The organism is Paraliobacillus sp. PM-2 (assembly GCF_001368815.1).
Taxonomy (GTDB): domain Bacteria; phylum Bacillota; class Bacilli; order Bacillales; family Amphibacillaceae; genus Paraliobacillus.
The window spans coordinates 1152615-1170609 of record NZ_CTEI01000001.1; the positions used below are offsets into that span (position 1 = coordinate 1152615).

The window sequence follows — 17995 nt, forward strand, 5'->3', positions numbered from 1 at the left end:
CCCCTCCTTCCAAAACTACTTACTATATCAATAATTAGCATTTTTAATTTTTTTTTGAATTTCTAATATTTCCATACCAATTTGTGCTGCTTTAACAAAATCCTTCTGTACTTCTGCTTTTTTTTGTTCTTCTTTTAACATCCGAATAGTTGCCTTATCTTCTTGTTCTGCTTTTATAAGTCGAATATAATCTTGAATTTCCTTATCGCTAACATCAGAATGAATAGGTTCCATTGCAAGTTCAACTATTTGGTTCTTAATCGTTGGATCGTCTATTCGTTCAATAAATTGACTAATATTAGCATCATGACCTTCTTCATAAAAAGCATACAAATGCGTTACAATAATCTTATGCATATCTATGTTAAAAGAAGCACCAAGATTTTCTCTTACTTTTTCTGCAATGGTAAAATCATGTAGCATATAAGCAAGTAATTGTTTTTCTGCGTTATGATAAGCCGGAAGTAACTTAGTTGGATTTCTAAAGCTTAATCTGCTTTTAGTATGGCTAGTTGTTTTTTGCTTATCCTGATAAATTCCTAACTTCTTCCTACGATTATTTATTTCTTGAATAATCGTATTAACATTGAAGTCATATTCATTAGCTAATTCTTTTGCATAATACTCTCGCTCCATTGGTCGTTCAATGGAAGCAAGTTCATCTATTACTTTTTCGATATACTGTATACGATCTCCTTCTAATTGGAGATTGTAATCTTTTTTTAAATATTCCATTAAAAAAGTCATATACGTATAACTAGCATCAATAATCTCATGTTGAAAGCGATCTGCACCATATTTTACAATATAAGAATCAGGGTCTAATCCTTCTGGAATAGTTGCCACTTTTACATTACTGCCGATATGATACAGTAATCTGGCCGCTTTATGAGAAGCATTAATCCCAGCTTGATCGCCATCGTAGCAAATAATAACAGAATCAGCATATCGATTAAGCAATCGAGCCTGCTTTTCAGTTATAGAAGTACCTAAAGTAGCTACCCCATTAGTAATACCTACTTGATAAGCGGAAATAACATCCATATAACCCTCAAAAAGAATGACTTGTCCACTCTTTCGAATAGAACTTCTAGCCAAATCAAAATTAAACAATAACTTTCCTTTTTGAAATAAATTTGATTCCGGACTATTTAAATATTTTGGCTCTTGGTCTGTTATCGTTCTTCCACCGAAAGCAACACTTTTACCTAAATGGTTTCGGATTGGGAATATCACCCTACCACGAAACCGATCAATTACTTCATTCCCTTCATTCGACGTCAATATCCCAGCATTAACCATATGTTGCAAATGGAAACCTTTTTTCTCTAAAAATTGTATAATGACATCTCTTGAATGTGGTGAATATCCTAGTTGAAATTTATTAATTATCTCATCAGTAAAGCCACGTTCCAATAAATATTGATAGGCTTGTTTTCCTTCTTTCGTATGGCGTAAGAGATGATGATATAATTTTGTTAACCATACAAAAGCATTCAAACTAATTTGCTCTTCATTCGTCATTTCTTGATCTTGTTGTTGCCCTACCGTATCTGGAAGTGAATAACCTTTTTTATCAGCTAAATGTTGAACGGCTTGATAAAAATTAAACCCTTCTATTTCCATAAGGAAAGTGAATACATTTCCACCCTTACCGCAACCAAAGCAATGAAAAATTTGTTTATCCTGTGTAACAGAAAATGAAGGTGTATTTTCTCCATGAAAAGGACATAAGCCAAAGTAATTTTTACCTTGTTTTTTTAAGGACACGTACTCTCCAACAACATCAACAATATCACTTGATTGACGAATTTCATTAACTGTATCCTCAGGAATTTGTACTTTCATTTACATCACCATCATTATTATTTCTATAAAAAACGAAGAATCCCTGCAATATTCGACATTTTTTTATAAATTAGTTTATACATTTTCCAAATACACATAACATATATATATGATACCTCTCATTTAAGGTGAATAAACCTAACAGTATGCATGTAATGTTAAAAATGATGTTTTTATGAAACATTTTTTTCACAAATATTAATTATAATACAAATATACTAAAAATACTATAAATTTTAATTAAAAAATTTATAAATTAGATGGCTTTTCTAACAACTAGTCCTGAAAAAAACAAAATAAAAAACATTAAAAACGAACTACAAATCAATATAAAAAGTTATAGTTCGTTTTTTTAACTTAGAAACATGAAGATAGTAGTGAGAAAATTATATTGGCGTTTGCATTTGTAATATTATATTGGCTGTCTCTTCTACGGCTTTATTAGAGACATCAATAACCGGGCAACCAATCCGATCAATAACTGATTGAAAATATTCTAACTCAAAACTTATTCGTTCAAAAGTTGCATAGCTTGCTTCTTCTTTCAATCCTAATGACTTCAACCGTTCTTTTCGTATGTCATTTAACTTTTCAGAACTTATTTTGAGTCCAACACATTTATGAGGCGGGACCTGAAATAACTCCATTGGCGGGTCTACCTCAGGAACAATTGGAACGTTCGCAACTTTAAAGCTCTTTAACGCCAGGTATTGTGATAATGGTGTTTTAGATGTTCGAGATACGCCCACTAATATAATATCCGCTTGTTCTATCCCTCTAGGATCTCGACCATCATCAAATCGAACCGCAAATTCTATTGCTTCTACTCGCCTAAAATAAGCTTCATCTAATTGATGGACAAGCCCTGGTTTTAATTTTGGTTTTTGTTGAAAATACCTTTCCATCCCCTCAAGCATCGGACCTATAATATCAATAGATTCAACATTTAATTCTATTGATTTTTGTGTCATGCATTGTCGTAAAATAGGATTAACTAAGGTAAAACCTATAATCGCGTTAGCTTTGGCGGCTTTCTCCACCACTGCTTCTAATTTCATCACATCTTCCACATACGGAATACGAATAATCTCATACTCTATCCCATGAATAAATTGTGACAAAGCAGCCTTAATTACTTGTTCTGCGGTCTCTCCTACAGAATCAGACACTAAATAAATGATTGGTTTCATTCACTATCCTCCAACTTCTTATGAACTAACTTGTTGCTTCCATTCAATTATACTTAGATCAGCATATCGATTAATTAAACTTGCAATATCATTTAGTAAAGAAATGCGATTTTGTTTTATTTCTTCATTATCAGCCATTACCATTGTATGATCAAAGAATGTATGAATCGATTGTGTTAATTCACTTAATGTAAGAAGTGATTGTTCGGCTTCATATGCATCAAGCTGTTTTAAGAATGTTGGTTTAATTGATTGATAAATATCATAAAGTTTCTGTTCATGCTCGTTTTCAAATATTGATGGATCAACAGAGGTGCTTTCCCCTTTTTTTGCAATATTAAGAACACGCACTAGTGCTTCTTGTGTATCTTTAAAATCAGGATCATGTTTTTTCACAGCTAATAATTCAGCTTTTTTATAAGTAAAAGAGATATTTCCTATTCCATTTGCCAGTACTGCATGAATAATATCATGCTCATTTGTCGCCTCTTTCAGGATAAATGAAGCACGTGCATAGAAGAAAGAAGCTATCTGTTCATCAGTTATTTGTTCAGATTCAAGCGCAACATCTGATTTTTGGTAAATTTCCTTTGTTGCTTTTAACAAATCCTCAACTGAAATTCCCCAGTCTTTTTCTTGAAGAATTTGCAATACACCTATGGCTTGTCTTCTTAATGCGTAAGGATCCTGTGAGCCACTAGGGATTAATCCAACGTAAATACAACCTATAATTGTATCTAATTTGTCAGCTATACTTACGATTGCTCCCTCTATTGTAGTTGGTAATGCATCATTAGCAGACCGTGGCATGTAGTGTTCATTGATTGCCTTAGCAACTCGATTATCTTCGCCAAAGATTTTCGCATATTTTTCGCCCATAATACCTTGAAGTTTAGTAAATTCATTTACCATATTTGTAACTAGATCAAATTTACTAATTTGAGCAGCTCGAATCGCATGTTGTTTTGTCACATCGTCTATTTCAAGTAATTCAGTTAGCTTATCAGTAAGCGTTACAACACGTTTTACTTTATCAGCTATTGTTCCTAGCTTTTCTTGAAAGACCATCCGTTCTAGCTTTTCATTATTTTTTTCAATACTTTGTTTTTGATCTTCCTCGTAAAAGAACATCGCATCCGATAACCTAGCTTTTAGTACTTTTTCATTACCTTTCGCAACAAGCTCGATGTGTTGGTCATCCCCATTTCTTACTGCAATAAAATATGGTAGTAATTCACTATTATTGTTCATAACAGGAAAATAACGTTGATGTTCTTTCATAGAAGTAATTAACACTTCATCTGGAATGGTTAAGTATGTTTCACTAAATGAGCCAAAAAATACAGTAGGGTACTCAACTAATTGTGTTACTTCTTCTAGTAATTCATTATCCTTAGGAATATGCCAACCCTTTTGTGTTTCAAGCTGTTCTATTTGTTCAACAATAAGTTGTTTTCGATCTTTACTATCAGCGATAACACATTGATTCATTAAGACTTTTTGATAATCCAATGGATTAGAAATAGTTACTTCTTCTCCTAAGAAACGATGTCCATATGTCGTGTTTGAAGTTGTTACACTAGCAATTTCAAATGGAATAACCTTTGAATTATTTAATGCAACAATCCATCTAATTGGACGAACAAAACGCAGGTTTTTATTAGCCCATCTCATATTTTTCGGGAAATTCAACTGTAAAATAACATCCTTAAAACCAGGTAGTAAATCTTCCGCATTAGATCCTTCAATATATTTATTAACAAAAACGTATTCCGTTCCTTTTATCTCTTTAAAATAAATATCATCTACAGATTTACCTTGCCCTTTTGTAAAACCAATTGCTGCTTTTGACCAATTTCCAGCTTCATCTAAAGCTATCTTTTTAGCCGGCCCTTTAGCTTCTTCCTCTTGATCTAATTGTTTTGTTGCTAATCCTTCTATTACAACCGCTAATCTTCGTGGTGTAACAAATGTTTTTATATTTTTATGTGATAATCGAATTGACGATAACCATTCAGTTGTTTTTTGTTGTAACTGTTTCTCTGTATCAGCTAAAAAACGAGCTGGCATTTCTTCTAAGCCGATTTCAAATAAAACATTAGTTGTTGACATGTTGATTCTCCTCCTCTTTTAACATTGGAAAACCTAATCGTTCTCGTTCTTCTACATATAATTTTGCTATTTCTCTAGCAAGATTTCGAACACGACCAATATATCCTGTTCGTTCTGTAACAGAAATGACACCTTTTGCATCAAGCAAATTGAATGTATGGGAGCATTTCAACACATAATCATACGCTGGAAAAACAAGTCCATTTTCCATAATTCGTTTTGCTTCTTTTTCATAAGTGGAAAATAAATCGAAAAGCATGTCAGTATCAGACTCTTTAAATGTATAAGTAGAGTGTTCAAATTCGGGTTGGTAGAATATATCGTTCACCGTAACTCCATTGGTCCATTCAAGGTCAAAAACATTTTCTTTGTCTTGAATATAAGAAGCAAGTCTTTCTATTCCATAGGTTATTTCAACAGAAACTGGTTTTGCTTCTAAGCCACCAATTTGTTGAAAATAGGTAAACTGCGTAATTTCCATCCCATCTAGCCATACTTCCCAACCGAGTCCTGCAGCACCTAGAGTTGGATTTTCCCAATTATCTTCTACAAAACGAATATCATGCATAAGTGGATCGATTCCTAATTTTTTAAGTGATTCAAGGTATAATTCTTGTATATTATCAGGAGAAGGTTTCATTATGACTTGAAACTGATGGTGTTGATATAAACGATTTGGGTTTTCTCCATAACGGCCGTCTGCTGGCCTTCTAGATGGTTCAACATACGCTACATTCCAAGGTTCTGGGCCTAAACTTCTTAAAAGGGTCATTGGTGACATGGTCCCTGCCCCTTTTTCTACATCATATGCTTGCATTAATATACAATTTTGATCAGACCAATGTTTTTGCAAGGTTAAAATCATTTCTTGAATATTCATTTTTTTACCTCCATTTATTGATAATCTTTTTAAATTTGTTAGCTTGCTAACAGCCTTCATAAAGTTTGCGTTTTTTCTAAATTATAACCGTAAGAATACCAAGCTAATCCAGTAGTTAAAAATAAAATCCCGTCCCTATACTTCAATATCCTTGAAGTATAGGGACGGGATTTCCGCGGTTCCACCCTATTTGTTATTCATCCATACATCGAATAACCACTTTTTAACAATTGCTCCAGAACGCCTTCCCTTTAAATTCTATGCTCAGCTTCCACCCAACCTGAACTCTCTAAAAAAGAAAAATAAAGGTACTACTTTCTATCTACACAATACATGTCCATTTATATTTTAGATCATAAGGTAAAATGTATTGTTTGTCAAGAAAATGTGATAGCCATAAATTTAAACAAAGTTACCATGATAATAGTATGACGAATGCAGTCTTGAATAGATAAATTAGTTATTCATTAAGGCCCCTCTTCTTAAGCATGAAATGACTAATTTCACATTTATGATAACCATACGAAGGGACCTTTTAAACGTTACTTTACAAATTCTTTTGCAATGAGTGAATTGATTTGTTCACGCTTTTCAAGTAACCACTCGGATTCACTTGGATATTGTTTAAAAGTAATTGGATGTTCGATCTCCTTTTCTAACAAGGCAACTACATGCTCTTTTCCAATTTTGTTTTCCAATAATTCTAATGCACGAAGATCCTGTAAGGCTTCGTAAAACACCTCTAGACGTACCGATTCAATTGGCCCATCTTCTCCTGGATAAACCAAAAACGCATCACCTGATGCAAAAGCATAACCAGCATCTGTGTTCTCATAAGGATTGATTACCTTTTTAGAGTATTGTGTAAGCCAGAAATTATAGCCCCAATGAAGAAAACCTTTAATGTTAAATTTATAAAGCTGTAGCCCAATCACTCTATTTCGTGAAGAGGGGAAAGTGAAAAAACGATTAGAAACATCTTTATATTGTACACAACAATAATACGTCCATAAATCATTCACATTATTTTCAATAAATGGTTCAATGTGATCATTTGCTGGAATAGGATGTTTGACGTAACCCTTTTCATAAAATTCATAGTCTGATAAAGCATCCATAATTGGAAAGTTTGCTAAGTACTTGTGAACAATAGCACTCGCTTTTTGATATGACTCCAAATGTTCGAGTGTTGGTTCATCTGATACATGAAAATAAACATAGTCTTCTAGATCTTGCTCTTTTATAAAAGCCACTAGTTGTGGAAGAAATTCCGAAAGAAATTGGCTATATTCCTCCCCTGTTGCATCTGTATCCCAACCAAAAATTTTACTTTCTACATCATTCTCATTGGCGATAATCTTCGGAGCATGCTTTGCTCCCCATTGCGTAAAGAAATGAGAAAACTCGAAATACTTTATGCCATGCTTTTTACACATTTCAATCCAATCTTTAAGTTTTGAAAAATCAAATGCATAATGTGTGCCAACTTTATCCACACCAATCAATTGAACGGTTAGACGTTCTCCACCAACCTCTGTATCAAGTGGGGGAGTAAATAATGGTGTATAGATCATATTCATGCCATGTTTAGCAGCAGTATGTATATATTTATCCATCAACTCCCAATGTTTGACACTAAAAACTTCAACATTATATTCTAATGCCAAACAATCGGCGTAAAACCACTCGGTATGAATTAGTTTTTGTTCAGGTAAAGAAACAGGGATAACATTTAATTTAAAGACTTCCTCTCCAAGTCGCTGACCATCCTCTGTTTTAAAAACTATTCTTATGTTGTGAATGCCAGAAGTAACTTGATCATTTAAGTTAACTGTTACCCAAATAGCTCGCCATTGTTTAGGCAATCCAACTAAACCATCTTCTTGAATAGAATAAAGCGGATCAGGATATAACCCTGATGTTGCCCGCAGTATATTGTCGTCATGATCGGCGTAGCACGGTAGTTCGGAAGGGGCCAGACCGACAGATCTTAGAGCAATCAGATCTTGCAGTTCTGATTCAACTTCAATCGAAATTTGATTAGATAAGCTTTGATTATTTCGGTAAGCAACTTGAAAAGAATAGGTTTCGTTTATAAGTGCGGATGCGTTATTAAATGATGTGGATGTCAATTCTTCATCTGGGAATACTTTTTCTAATGAGCTAATACATTTTGTTTCCAATATACGGTTGACCTCTGCCAATAAAATCCCCTCCTGATACCTTTCATTTTTCAGGTATTCTATCTAATATATTTAAAAACACCTCATTTTTTTGCGTACGAGGTGCCTTTTTATAAGTATAATCGAAATGATGTGCAAAAACGACTTTCAGTTTTTAAGAATTTAACTATCAAGCTAATAGCCGGAATGATCTACGGTGTATGAGCATACAATAGAAGGAGTTACCAAAAACATTTGTCGTTTAAATCACTGTACCTTAAAACGAGAAGTATAGTCTATTTTTTTTTATCATACCAATCTGAAAACAAATGCATTTGTTTTAAGAATTTTTTTGATTTCAAGTAAAAACTTCCGTATTGCTCATAATATGCTTCAATTAATTGCTTCATAATTGTCTTATTTTCATTTCGAACAGATATCGCACCAACTTGTTGTAAATCTACTTGCAGAAAAATTTGAAACAATTTAGTTATCTTTTCTGATAAAGAAACTGCATCAAAATCCATATGTTTACATTGGCTACAAAGAAAACCACCTTCTTGAATGGAAAACGCGTACGCATTTTCTTGTCTTCCACAATGTACACATTCACTTAATATTGGTGCGAAGCCCGCTCTGTTAAAAAGTTTTAATTCATACATCATCATGATAATATCTGGATCTTTATTCGCTTCAATCGCTTGAAGAGAAAAGAAAAATTGCTGATATAAATAACTGTCAATCGTTCTTGCATCAAGTATTTTTTCTGTTAATTCAGCTAAATAACTCGCATAAGCTGTCTTTACAATATCTTCTCTTATTTTTCGAAAAGAGAGAATGACTTCTCCTTGCTGCATTGTTCCTAAATTACTTCCAATCTGCACCATAAACATACCGTGTATAAACGGCTGTGTAACAGCAGCCATTCGACTTTTAGGTTTCTTTGCGCCACGGGCAATACAAGCAATTTTCCCTTTTTCTTTTGTAAACATTGTAACAATTTTATGTGTTTCCCCATAATCTTGGGTACGTAAAATCGTCCCTTCTATTTTTTCTAACAATCGTTTCACCCATCCCTTGCCTAACTACAAACAGGTCATACACGCACTATATTCTTTTACCATATTCTTTTACCACTTCTTCATATTGAGCTGTACCGCTCTCATCATACACTGCTTCTATTTCTTTCATTAGTAAATAGGTTTCAATGTTTCCTGTCTGACTAAATATTCTCCATGACAAGTCGATCACAAGAAACCCCACCTTTCCATTTTATAAATGATTAATTATATAATGATATAGCTTACTATCATTTCTCACTCACTTATAGAATTTCCATAACCCAATAAAGCATGTGTTAAAAAATTTACCATGTATCAATACTCATCTTCACTAAATCCATATGCTTGCAAATGTTGAGAGCGATTGCGCCAATCCTTTTGCACTTTCACCCAAAGTTCTAAGAATATTTTTGTGCCTAATAACGCTTCCATATCTGCTCTTGCCTTTGTACCTATTTGTTTCAGCATTAAACCCTGTTTACCAATAATAATTCCCTTTTGTGACTTTCTCTCTACTACGATCGATGCTTGAATTAACACTTTTTCATTCTTTTTTTTCTCAATATGTTCAATAACAACAGCAACTGAATGAGGAATTTCTTCACGAGTTAATTCCAGTACTTTTTCTCGTATCAACTCACTCATTATGAAGCGCTCAGGATGATCCGTTACTTGATCTTCCGGGTAATATTGCGGTCCATGCGGCAAGTGATTTTTTAAGACTTCTAATAAATGAGTCACATTGTTACCTTCTAAGGCTGATATCGGAACTATCTCTTCGAATAAATACTTGTCCTTGTACTGATTGATCAATTCAATTAATTTATCTGGGTGTATTTGATCAATTTTATTTATTATTAAAAAGACTGGATTTTTGATATCTTTTAATCGATCAATAATATATTGATCCCCTCGCCCAAATCCTTCCTCCGCATTAATCATAAACATAATAATATCGACTTCATTCAATGTATTTTCTGCGACTTTAACCATAAAGTCACCTAGTCGATGTTTAGGCTTATGAATACCCGGGGTATCGATAAAAATAAGTTGGGCATCTTCTTCTGTTAAAACTCCTTGAATTGTATTACGTGTTGTTTGTGCTTTATCACTCATGATTGCTATCTTTTGACCGATCACACGGTTTATGAACGTAGATTTCCCTACATTTGGTCGGCCAATAATGGTGATAAATCCAGATTTAAATGAGTTTTCCATGATGTTTCCTCCATTAATTCGTTCCTACAATTATTTTACTATATTTTTTAACCGATTTCATACATTCGACAAAAGCTCTCATAGGTTTTTTTATTCTGCGAATTATCTCTTGTTTTTCGCAAAAACACTAAATATTCCTAAAACATATTTGTCAATTTGGGTAAGAATATAATACAACCTACTACAATTGCTAGTAAAGCAGCTATAAAAACAGCTCCAGCAGCCATATCTTTTATTTTTCCAATTGTTGGATGTTTTTCAGGGGCTAAATAGTCGAGTAAATGCTCTATTACGGTATTAAAAATTTCAGTAATCATTACCAAACCACTCACAAAAATAACCAGAATCCATTCAATAGATGAAAGCTGAAAAAAGATACTACTCACAATAACGGTTAAAAAAACGAAACCATGCATACGCATATTCCATTCTGAAGAAAATGCGTATGCAATACCTTTTAAAGCAAACCTTAAACCAATATGGTTCGTTTTATTTCCTTGATAATCCGAAGCCATTTAACAAATCCTCTTGTCTAGTAAACATTTTTTCTTCATCAGCTTTGTTCATATGGTCATAACCGACTAAATGGAGAAAGCCATGTAATGCTAAAAATCCCAGTTCTCTTTCTAATGAATGGTTATATTCCGTTGCTTGTTCTTTCGCCTTATCAATAGAGATAATAATGTCACCTAAAACTACTGGTAAATCTTCTCCAATTACCTTTATTTCACCTTCACCTGACTCTTCAAGTGCAAAAGAGATTACATCAGTGGGACGATCAATTTGACGATAGTTCCGGTTTATAACTTGAATTTCGTTATTGTCAACAAAATTTATTGATATTTCTGCTTCCTGGGTAATATTTTCTTGGTCGGCTGCGTAGCTAATCAACCGTTGAATCAAATCAATGTATGATTCATTCACTTGGTTAGTTTGATCATGAAAATCGATATGCAATTATAACTCCTCCTTGATCTTCTTATCATCCGGATATTGAATTCTTGAATGATAGATACCATTTAATGTTTCACTAATCGTAACTTTTATCATTTCTAATTCATTGAATGTCAAAGAACTTTCATTTAGCTGTCCATCTGTTAGTCTAACATGAATTATATTTTCGATCATCTCATTAATTTTGTCTTTAGATGGAGCATCAATCGATCGGACTGCCGCTTCAATGGAATCACAAATAGAAATTACTGCCGCCTCTTTTGTTTGCGGTTTTGGACCGGGATAGCGATAATCAGCTTCTTGTACTTCTTTATACGTTTCTTGTGCTTGATAATAAAAGTATTTAAGTAATGTCGTACCATGATGTTGTTTGGCAATATCAATAATTTCTTTCGGCATATTATACGTTGTTAGCATATTAGCACCATCATAGGGATGTGACATTATAATAGCTGCGCTTTGCATTGGTTCGATAAATTTATGTGGGTTTTGTATACCAATTTGATTTTCTATAAAATAATGTGGGTATTTCGTTTTTCCTAAATCATGATAGTAAGATGCTACTCTTGCTAATAATCCATTTGCTCCAATCTTTTCACAAGCTGCTTCACTAAGGTTTGCAACCATCACACTATGATGATACGTGCCTGGAGCTTCGACTAAGATTTTACGCAATAGCGGATGATTTGGACTTGCTAATGTTAACAATTTAGAATCCGATAAAATACCCAAAACAGATTCTAAGAATGGCAATATACCTAACGTTAATACACAGGCAATTAAAGCAGCCGTTAAACCATACCCCCCATATAAAAGAAGGTTTGACCACTCATATTTTTCATAAGAAAGAAAGAAAAATAGACTGACCATACTTACATTGACTATAGCTAAGCCAATACTTACTTTTAAAATAGCAGATCGATCTCTTATTGAATGAAGCATAACGATACTGGCAAGTTGTGAAGTTAAAAAATAAAAAGCAACTTCTATATTTAGAGATCCTGGAATTTGCCCATTAAAAATCACACTACCAATGATCGAGAAAACAAAGGCAAATTTCATTGCTGTCTGTTCACGGAATAATAACTTTAAAAGCATGACACCAATAGGTACTGGTAACAGGTAATAAAGAGGATTAGTTGGTGTCGTATAATAACTTATAAATTTCATCATAGCTACCATTAGCAAGCTAATAGTTATAATTGCAATAAACGAACGAAAATTTAACTTTACATCGTTGTGTAAGTAAACGAGTTCTTGATAAATAAAGCTTATAATCAATAATACAAGCACGATCAAACCGATTACCGGATAAAAGTTCCGATTATTGTTAAGTAACCCTACAAGTTCTAACTTTTCATAAATTTCATTTGTTATCGTTTGGCCTTCTTGAACAATGACTTCTCCAGCTCTAATCATTACAGGTTCCACATTATTTACTGCTTGTCTTTTCGCTTCTTGTGTTTTATCAACAGAGAAGAATGAATTTTCGATTAAAGCAAATGAAGCAACGCGTTCTAGGCCTGTTTTTATTTCCTTATTCAAACTAGAAAACCGAAGTCTATCATTAAAACGCTCAATTGCCTGATTCAAATCTTCTGTTCTTATACCATCATTAAAAATATTATAGAGCGTTGTTGTCAATAATTCTTTTGCAACAGTGCGATCATTTTCACTTGCCTTTAATAAAATTGTCAGTGTTTCTTCATCTACTTCAGCAACGATTTCAGAACTAAGTATTTGCTGTATGTCTTGAACCTCATCAGGTAACGTCTTTTCATTTTTTTCTTCTTTTGTTGGCTTCGATTTAATTGTTGCTATAGCATCAAACAATTCTTCAATATAACCGATTCGTTCATCTGTTGTCTCTGTTGAAATATAATAACGATCTTTTACTGAGTGAATAGCTTCTCTTCGCCTTTGTTCTGTTTCTTTTGTATCTTCTATCGTAATTGGTGAACGTATCGTATCTTTTGCATTATTGAATCGTTCAATCTCATACGTTTGTGTAAATACATTTGACAACATAAAAACAAAAAAAATGATGCCAATCACAAGACTTGATGAAATAATCAATAATGATTTATTTAATAGGCTAATAGATTGAAGTAGTTTATTCCACTTATCTTTCATCGATATTCCCCTTTTCCAGCTAATACACTGATTCAAGATAGCTACCGAAACTTTCTTGTAAGACTAAATTTTAGTATGTTTTGTTTTCTTCTTAATGTCACTTTTATCATACACTGATTTAAAGTTGATGTATATATTAAGTTAAATCTTTCCACATATCAAAACAATATGTTAAAGTTCTATGTAAATAACCCATTCCTAGCAAAAAAGCCCCTTTATAATTATAAAGGGACTTAGGACATTGGGACAGACACCTTGTCCCACTTTTATAAAAAATTTCGTACTATAATTTAGACCTATTTATCATGTTTTTCAAATGCATCGATTATTTTTTGGACAAGCGGATGACGTACAACATCAGTCTGTTGAAGATATATAAATGAAATGCCAGACACTTCACTGAGTTTAGACTCTACTGTCTTCAAACCTGATTGCACACCTTTTGGTAAGTCAACTTGGGTAATATCTCCGGTAATAACCATTTTAGATCCAAAACCAAGGCGCGTAAGAAACATTTTCATTTGTGCATGCGTTGTATTTTGCGCTTCATCCAATATTACAAAAGCATCATCTAGTGTCCGGCCTCTCATATATGCTAAAGGTGCAATTTCAATTGTACCACGTTCAATTAACCTTAAAGTATATTCTGAACCTAACAAATCGTGTAGTGCATCATAAAGCGGTCGGAGATATGGATCTACTTTTTCTTTTAAATCACCAGGTAAAAATCCTAAGCTTTCTCCAGCTTCTACGGCAGGTCTAGTCAAAATAATTCGTTTAACATTACCACTTTTGAGTGCTTGAATGGCCATCACTACAGCAAGATACGTTTTACCAGTACCAGCAGGACCAATACCAAACACTAGATCATTTGCTTTAATTGCATTAACATAATTACGTTGACCTAACGTTTTAACACGAATAGATTTTCCTTTTGCATTTTTAATAATTTCATCTTCAAATAGTGTTTCAAACTGATGTATTTTACCTTTTTTGGCAAGTTCAACAGCATAAACTACATCTCTTTCAGTGATTGTCAGCCCTTTTCTAATCACTTTTAACAGCGCGCGTAGAATTTCTTGAATTAAAGTAACTTCCTGTTCATTACCCGAAACTCTAATTTGTTCCCCTCTAGTAATAATAGATACTTGTAATTGTTGTTCAATTTGTTTTAGATACTTATCCTCAGCACCAAATAATGCAAGGGCTTCAGTTGGATCATTAATTTCTAAATCAATAAGATGTAAGGCTTCTGACATAAACTAATCTCCTTGAGAAAGGTCTTGTATTTTCGCTATATTTTCCTTCACGGTAAAGTATAAGCGTAATTTTACTTTACCATTCTCAGCAGTTTCGTGCAAAATTTTTTCTTTTTTTATTTTTGCATCGTTTCCTAATTGCTGCTGTAATTTATTTTTTGCTTGTTTAATACCTATATTCTTTGCCTCTAATTCTGTTCGTTCCTCTTTCACATGACGTTGTTCATATGATTCTTTTTTAATGATATATATTGGCAACGTCCATTGAAAAAAATGAATTGGTCTTCTTTCTATTTCTACTTGCTGATTATCAAATGTTTTTTGAAAAAACCCCCATATAGGTAATGACAAATTTCCGATATTTAAATAATAATTATTTTTCATTTCACCTGTAAGCACTTGATAATCTGCCTCAATAGGAATTGTCACATCAGATTCATACCATGTATCTGCATAAATTTCAGCTTGAGCAGCTACTTGATCATTAGTATCTTGATCCTTTTTTTCACCTTCATCTCCATCTTCATTTTTCTCCTCATTTAGATAACCAGCAACTAAAATATCACCTTTTTTTACAAAGTCATTAACAGAAACCATTGGACGGCCTTTTGAAACATACATATCTGTGATTACTCCATTTTTAGCTGCAACAATATGATGTGGCGAGGCTTTTTCTTTTTCAGATACTTGCGTCTTCTCCACTCCTTCTAATGCATAAGTTGTCCCTTTTTCTTTTACACCAATCCAAAGTAATTCAGGTATTTCATCTAATAAAAGCTGTTGCATTTCACCTACTGATTTTATTGAAAATTTCAACTTTCCTGTATATATACCATTGTCGTTAAGTGTCGTTCGTATTTGCTTTTCTAGCTCTGGTCTTACACCTTGTACATCAATTCTCCAAACCATATTAGATAATAGTAGAACTAAAAAAAGACTAGCTAACAAGCCTAATATAAATGGCTTATTCTTTGTAGTTTGTTTAAAAAGAAAGGGTAGACCTTTTCTTTTAGTAAAATAAACCTTATAACGCGTTTGTTTTCTTAACTTTTTCATTTTTTTTATATCTTTGATAAAGATATTTCCTGTACACGTTGTTTGATCTAATTTCTTTACATTCCATACATTAATCTGATTTCTCACACATAAGTCAAAGAATAGCTCCGGATAATATCCTATTATTTTTAATTGTACATAACCTTGTAACCAAGTTGCTTGAATATTGTTCATGTTCTATCCTCCAATAACTGGACTACTGTTCATTCGTTTCATTAATAAAACGAATTGCTGAAATGGTTCCTTCAATAAGTATTTCCTCTGGTAAAAGTGTTTTTATCACAAAATTGTTTCCTGTAATTTGCAATATGCCTTTTGTCATCTTTAGCTGTATTTCTTCGTCTTTAAAAGTGATTAAACCACGGTGATTTTCAATATAAGCATGAAATTGACCAATTGTTGTAATTCTTGGTAGCTCTAATACTATATCAGAAGGTAATTTAAGATGATTCGTTAACCAGTTACCGAGTCTTTGCTGCCATTTATTCATCCAGATACCCTCCTCCATTGTTAATATAATATGTACTTCTAAAAAAAAACAGAACCAAGAAAAATGCAAAGTATATATTCAATCATTTTTATATAGCAAAACCCTTACCACACGAAGAGGTAAGGGTTTTGCTATATTATTTATAAATGGTTCTTTTATATGGTTTTTTAGCACGAGGTGCACCTAACACTTCTGCCATAATAACACTTTCTGCTAAGCCTTCTTTAGAAATATTTTTACCAATTGAAAATGATGTTTTTCTTTTATTGACTTGGGGTTGCTTATTTTTATCTTTATGAGAAGCTTTTTTTTCTTCAATTGATAAATCAGTTTGATGAACATTTTGATCATCATTTATTTCTAGATTTACTTTTAATTTGTCAAGTTGGGCTTGCTTTTCTTCAAAATAGGTATTTGCATTATTCGGATTAACTTCCTTATTCATCCCTTTTTGCTGAGGTGCTTGTGTTCTTTGTTGATTAGTCCTAGGAATAGACGTTTTCTTATCACTAGCATCTTCCTTCTGACCAAACAAACCAAACAAACCACCACCAACTGCAAATAACATTGTTAGGATGGCTAAAATATCATCCATTTGCCATCACTCCTTTTAGAAAATAACTACTTATCAAGTTAAATTTATACTTATTCGTCATCAGAATCGTCATTAGATAATTTACCTATTGAATCACGCATATCGGTATCTGCATCAATATTCTTATAGTTCATGTAATCCATCACACCCATGTTACCTGAACGCAATGCTTCTGCTAATGCTAATGGAACATCAGCTTCTGCTTCGACAACTTTAGCTCGCATTTCTTGCACACGAGCCACCATTTCTTGTTCTTCGGCAACAGCCATAGCGCGGCGTTCTTCCGCTTTTGCTTGTGCAATGTTTTTGTCTGCTTCTGCTTGATCGGTTTGAAGCATGGCACCAATGTTCTTACCAATATCAACATCAGCAATATCTATTGATAGAATTTCAAATGCTGTACCTGCATCTAAGCCTCTATTTAAAACATTGTGTGAGATAGAGTCTGGATTTTCTAGCACAGCAGTATGTGCTTCTGAGCTACCAATGGTACTTACTACTCCTTCACCAACACGGGCAATAACTGTATCCTCACCAGCACCACCAACTAAACGATCAATATTCGCTCGAACAGTAATTCGTGCTTTTGCTTTTACTTCAATTCCATCCATTGCAATACCTGCAATAAATGGTGTTTCGATCACTTTCGGATTAACACTCATTTGAACTGCTTCTAATACGTCACGTCCTGCTAAATCAATAGCAGCAGCTCTTTCAAAACTAAGCTCAATATTCGCACGTTGAGCAGCAATTAGTGCGTTAACCACGCGGTCAACATTACCACCTGCTAAATAGTGACTTTCTAACTGATTTGTGTTCACATCTAGTCCTGCTTTATGCGATTTAATCAACGGATTAATGACACGAGCAGGTACAACACGTCGTAATCGCATACCTACTAAAGTGAAAATACTAACTTTAACACCTGCAGCTAATGCACTAATCCATAGCATTACTGGAATAAAGGTAAATAATACAGCAATCGCTATAACAATTATACCAATAATAACCAAAGACATAATTTGTTGTGGTTCCAT

At 33.3% G+C, this 17995-nt stretch carries 16 protein-coding genes and 1 other annotated feature; all 16 genes read right to left on the reverse strand.

Going from position 1 to position 17995, the window contains the following annotated elements; translation table 11 throughout:
* Positions 1 to 27: 27 nt before the first annotated feature.
* A complete protein-coding gene (gene dnaG, locus BN1058_RS05520) occupies positions 28 to 1848 on the reverse strand; it encodes a DNA primase (protein WP_090854033.1) in 1821 nt (606 codons plus the stop codon).
* Positions 1849 to 2234: 386 nt separating this feature from the next.
* On the reverse strand, positions 2235 to 3038 hold the full coding sequence (locus tag BN1058_RS05525; protein ID WP_090854035.1) for a pyruvate, water dikinase regulatory protein: 804 nt from the start codon (positions 3036 to 3038) through the stop codon (positions 2235 to 2237).
* 18 nt (positions 3039 to 3056) lie between these two features.
* The gene (gene glyS, locus BN1058_RS05530) at positions 3057 to 5150 is read right to left on the reverse strand and encodes a glycine--tRNA ligase subunit beta (protein ID WP_090854038.1); all 2094 of its coding nucleotides are present in this window, start codon (positions 5148 to 5150) and stop codon (positions 3057 to 3059) included.
* The gene (gene glyQ, locus BN1058_RS05535; RefSeq protein WP_090854041.1) at positions 5137 to 6030 is read right to left on the reverse strand and encodes a glycine--tRNA ligase subunit alpha; all 894 of its coding nucleotides are present in this window, start codon (positions 6028 to 6030) and stop codon (positions 5137 to 5139) included. The genes glyS and glyQ overlap by 14 nt, the downstream gene beginning before the upstream one ends.
* A gap of 157 nt (positions 6031 to 6187) precedes the next feature.
* Positions 6188 to 6364: a binding site (T-box leader), on the reverse strand.
* Between the two features lie 208 nt (positions 6365 to 6572).
* Complete coding sequence (locus BN1058_RS05540; protein WP_176694449.1) at positions 6573 to 8234, reverse strand: DUF4091 domain-containing protein; 1662 nt, start codon at positions 8232 to 8234, stop codon at positions 6573 to 6575.
* Positions 8235 to 8488: 254 nt separating this feature from the next.
* On the reverse strand, positions 8489 to 9253 hold the full coding sequence (gene recO, locus BN1058_RS05545) for a DNA repair protein RecO (RefSeq protein WP_090854044.1): 765 nt from the start codon (positions 9251 to 9253) through the stop codon (positions 8489 to 8491).
* 46 nt (positions 9254 to 9299) lie between these two features.
* Positions 9300 to 9443: a YqzL family protein gene (locus BN1058_RS05550; RefSeq protein ID WP_090854047.1), complete on the reverse strand. Its 144-nt coding sequence runs from the start codon at positions 9441 to 9443 to the stop codon at positions 9300 to 9302.
* A 125-nt stretch (positions 9444 to 9568) separates the two neighbouring features.
* The gene (gene era / locus BN1058_RS05555; RefSeq protein WP_090854051.1) at positions 9569 to 10471 is read right to left on the reverse strand and encodes a GTPase Era; all 903 of its coding nucleotides are present in this window, start codon (positions 10469 to 10471) and stop codon (positions 9569 to 9571) included.
* 137 nt (positions 10472 to 10608) lie between these two features.
* Positions 10609 to 10986: a diacylglycerol kinase family protein gene (locus tag BN1058_RS05560; RefSeq protein WP_090854054.1), complete on the reverse strand. Its 378-nt coding sequence runs from the start codon at positions 10984 to 10986 to the stop codon at positions 10609 to 10611.
* On the reverse strand, positions 10961 to 11428 hold the full coding sequence (gene ybeY / locus BN1058_RS05565; RefSeq protein WP_090854057.1) for an rRNA maturation RNase YbeY: 468 nt from the start codon (positions 11426 to 11428) through the stop codon (positions 10961 to 10963). The genes BN1058_RS05560 and ybeY overlap by 26 nt, the downstream gene beginning before the upstream one ends.
* Complete coding sequence (locus BN1058_RS05570; protein WP_090854060.1) at positions 11429 to 13558, reverse strand: HD family phosphohydrolase; 2130 nt, start codon at positions 13556 to 13558, stop codon at positions 11429 to 11431.
* A gap of 296 nt (positions 13559 to 13854) precedes the next feature.
* Positions 13855 to 14817: a PhoH family protein gene (locus tag BN1058_RS05575; RefSeq protein ID WP_090854063.1), complete on the reverse strand. Its 963-nt coding sequence runs from the start codon at positions 14815 to 14817 to the stop codon at positions 13855 to 13857.
* A 3-nt stretch (positions 14818 to 14820) separates the two neighbouring features.
* Positions 14821 to 16047 carry a sporulation protein YqfD gene (gene yqfD, locus BN1058_RS05580; RefSeq protein ID WP_090854066.1) on the reverse strand — a complete coding sequence of 409 codons (1227 nt, stop codon included), beginning with the start codon at positions 16045 to 16047 and terminating at the stop codon, positions 14821 to 14823.
* A 22-nt stretch (positions 16048 to 16069) separates the two neighbouring features.
* Entirely contained in the window at positions 16070 to 16363 is a 294-nt protein-coding gene (yqfC, locus tag BN1058_RS05585; protein ID WP_090854069.1) for a sporulation protein YqfC, read from the reverse strand.
* Between the two features lie 136 nt (positions 16364 to 16499).
* Positions 16500 to 16958 carry a hypothetical protein gene (locus BN1058_RS05590; protein WP_090854072.1) on the reverse strand — a complete coding sequence of 153 codons (459 nt, stop codon included), beginning with the start codon at positions 16956 to 16958 and terminating at the stop codon, positions 16500 to 16502.
* Between the two features lie 50 nt (positions 16959 to 17008).
* Positions 17009 to 17995 (reverse strand): flotillin-like protein FloA, encoded by a 987-nt coding sequence (gene floA, locus BN1058_RS05595; protein ID WP_090854075.1) that lies wholly within the window; start codon positions 17993 to 17995, stop codon positions 17009 to 17011.

Coding starts and splice junctions, on each gene's coding strand:
- BN1058_RS05590 (WP_090854072.1), bottom strand. CDS start 16,958: ATGGATGATATTTTAGCCATCCTAACAATGTTATTTGCAGTTGGTGGT.
- era (WP_090854051.1), bottom strand. CDS start 10,471: ATGGAAAACTCATTTAAATCTGGATTTATCACCATTATTGGCCGACCA.
- BN1058_RS05575 (WP_090854063.1), bottom strand. CDS start 14,817: ATGTCAGAAGCCTTACATCTTATTGATTTAGAAATTAATGATCCAACT.
- BN1058_RS05570 (WP_090854060.1), bottom strand. CDS start 13,558: ATGAAAGATAAGTGGAATAAACTACTTCAATCTATTAGCCTATTAAAT.
- floA (WP_090854075.1), bottom strand. CDS start 17,995: ATGGAACCACAACAAATTATGTCTTTGGTTATTATTGGTATAATTGTT.
- glyQ (WP_090854041.1), bottom strand. CDS start 6,030: ATGAATATTCAAGAAATGATTTTAACCTTGCAAAAACATTGGTCTGAT.
- BN1058_RS05525 (WP_090854035.1), bottom strand. CDS start 3,038: ATGAAACCAATCATTTATTTAGTGTCTGATTCTGTAGGAGAGACCGCA.
- dnaG (WP_090854033.1), bottom strand. CDS start 1,848: ATGAAAGTACAAATTCCTGAGGATACAGTTAATGAAATTCGTCAATCA.
- yqfC (WP_090854069.1), bottom strand. CDS start 16,363: ATGAATAAATGGCAGCAAAGACTCGGTAACTGGTTAACGAATCATCTT.
- glyS (WP_090854038.1), bottom strand. CDS start 5,150: ATGTCAACAACTAATGTTTTATTTGAAATCGGCTTAGAAGAAATGCCA.
- BN1058_RS05560 (WP_090854054.1), bottom strand. CDS start 10,986: ATGGCTTCGGATTATCAAGGAAATAAAACGAACCATATTGGTTTAAGG.
- yqfD (WP_090854066.1), bottom strand. CDS start 16,047: ATGAACAATATTCAAGCAACTTGGTTACAAGGTTATGTACAATTAAAA.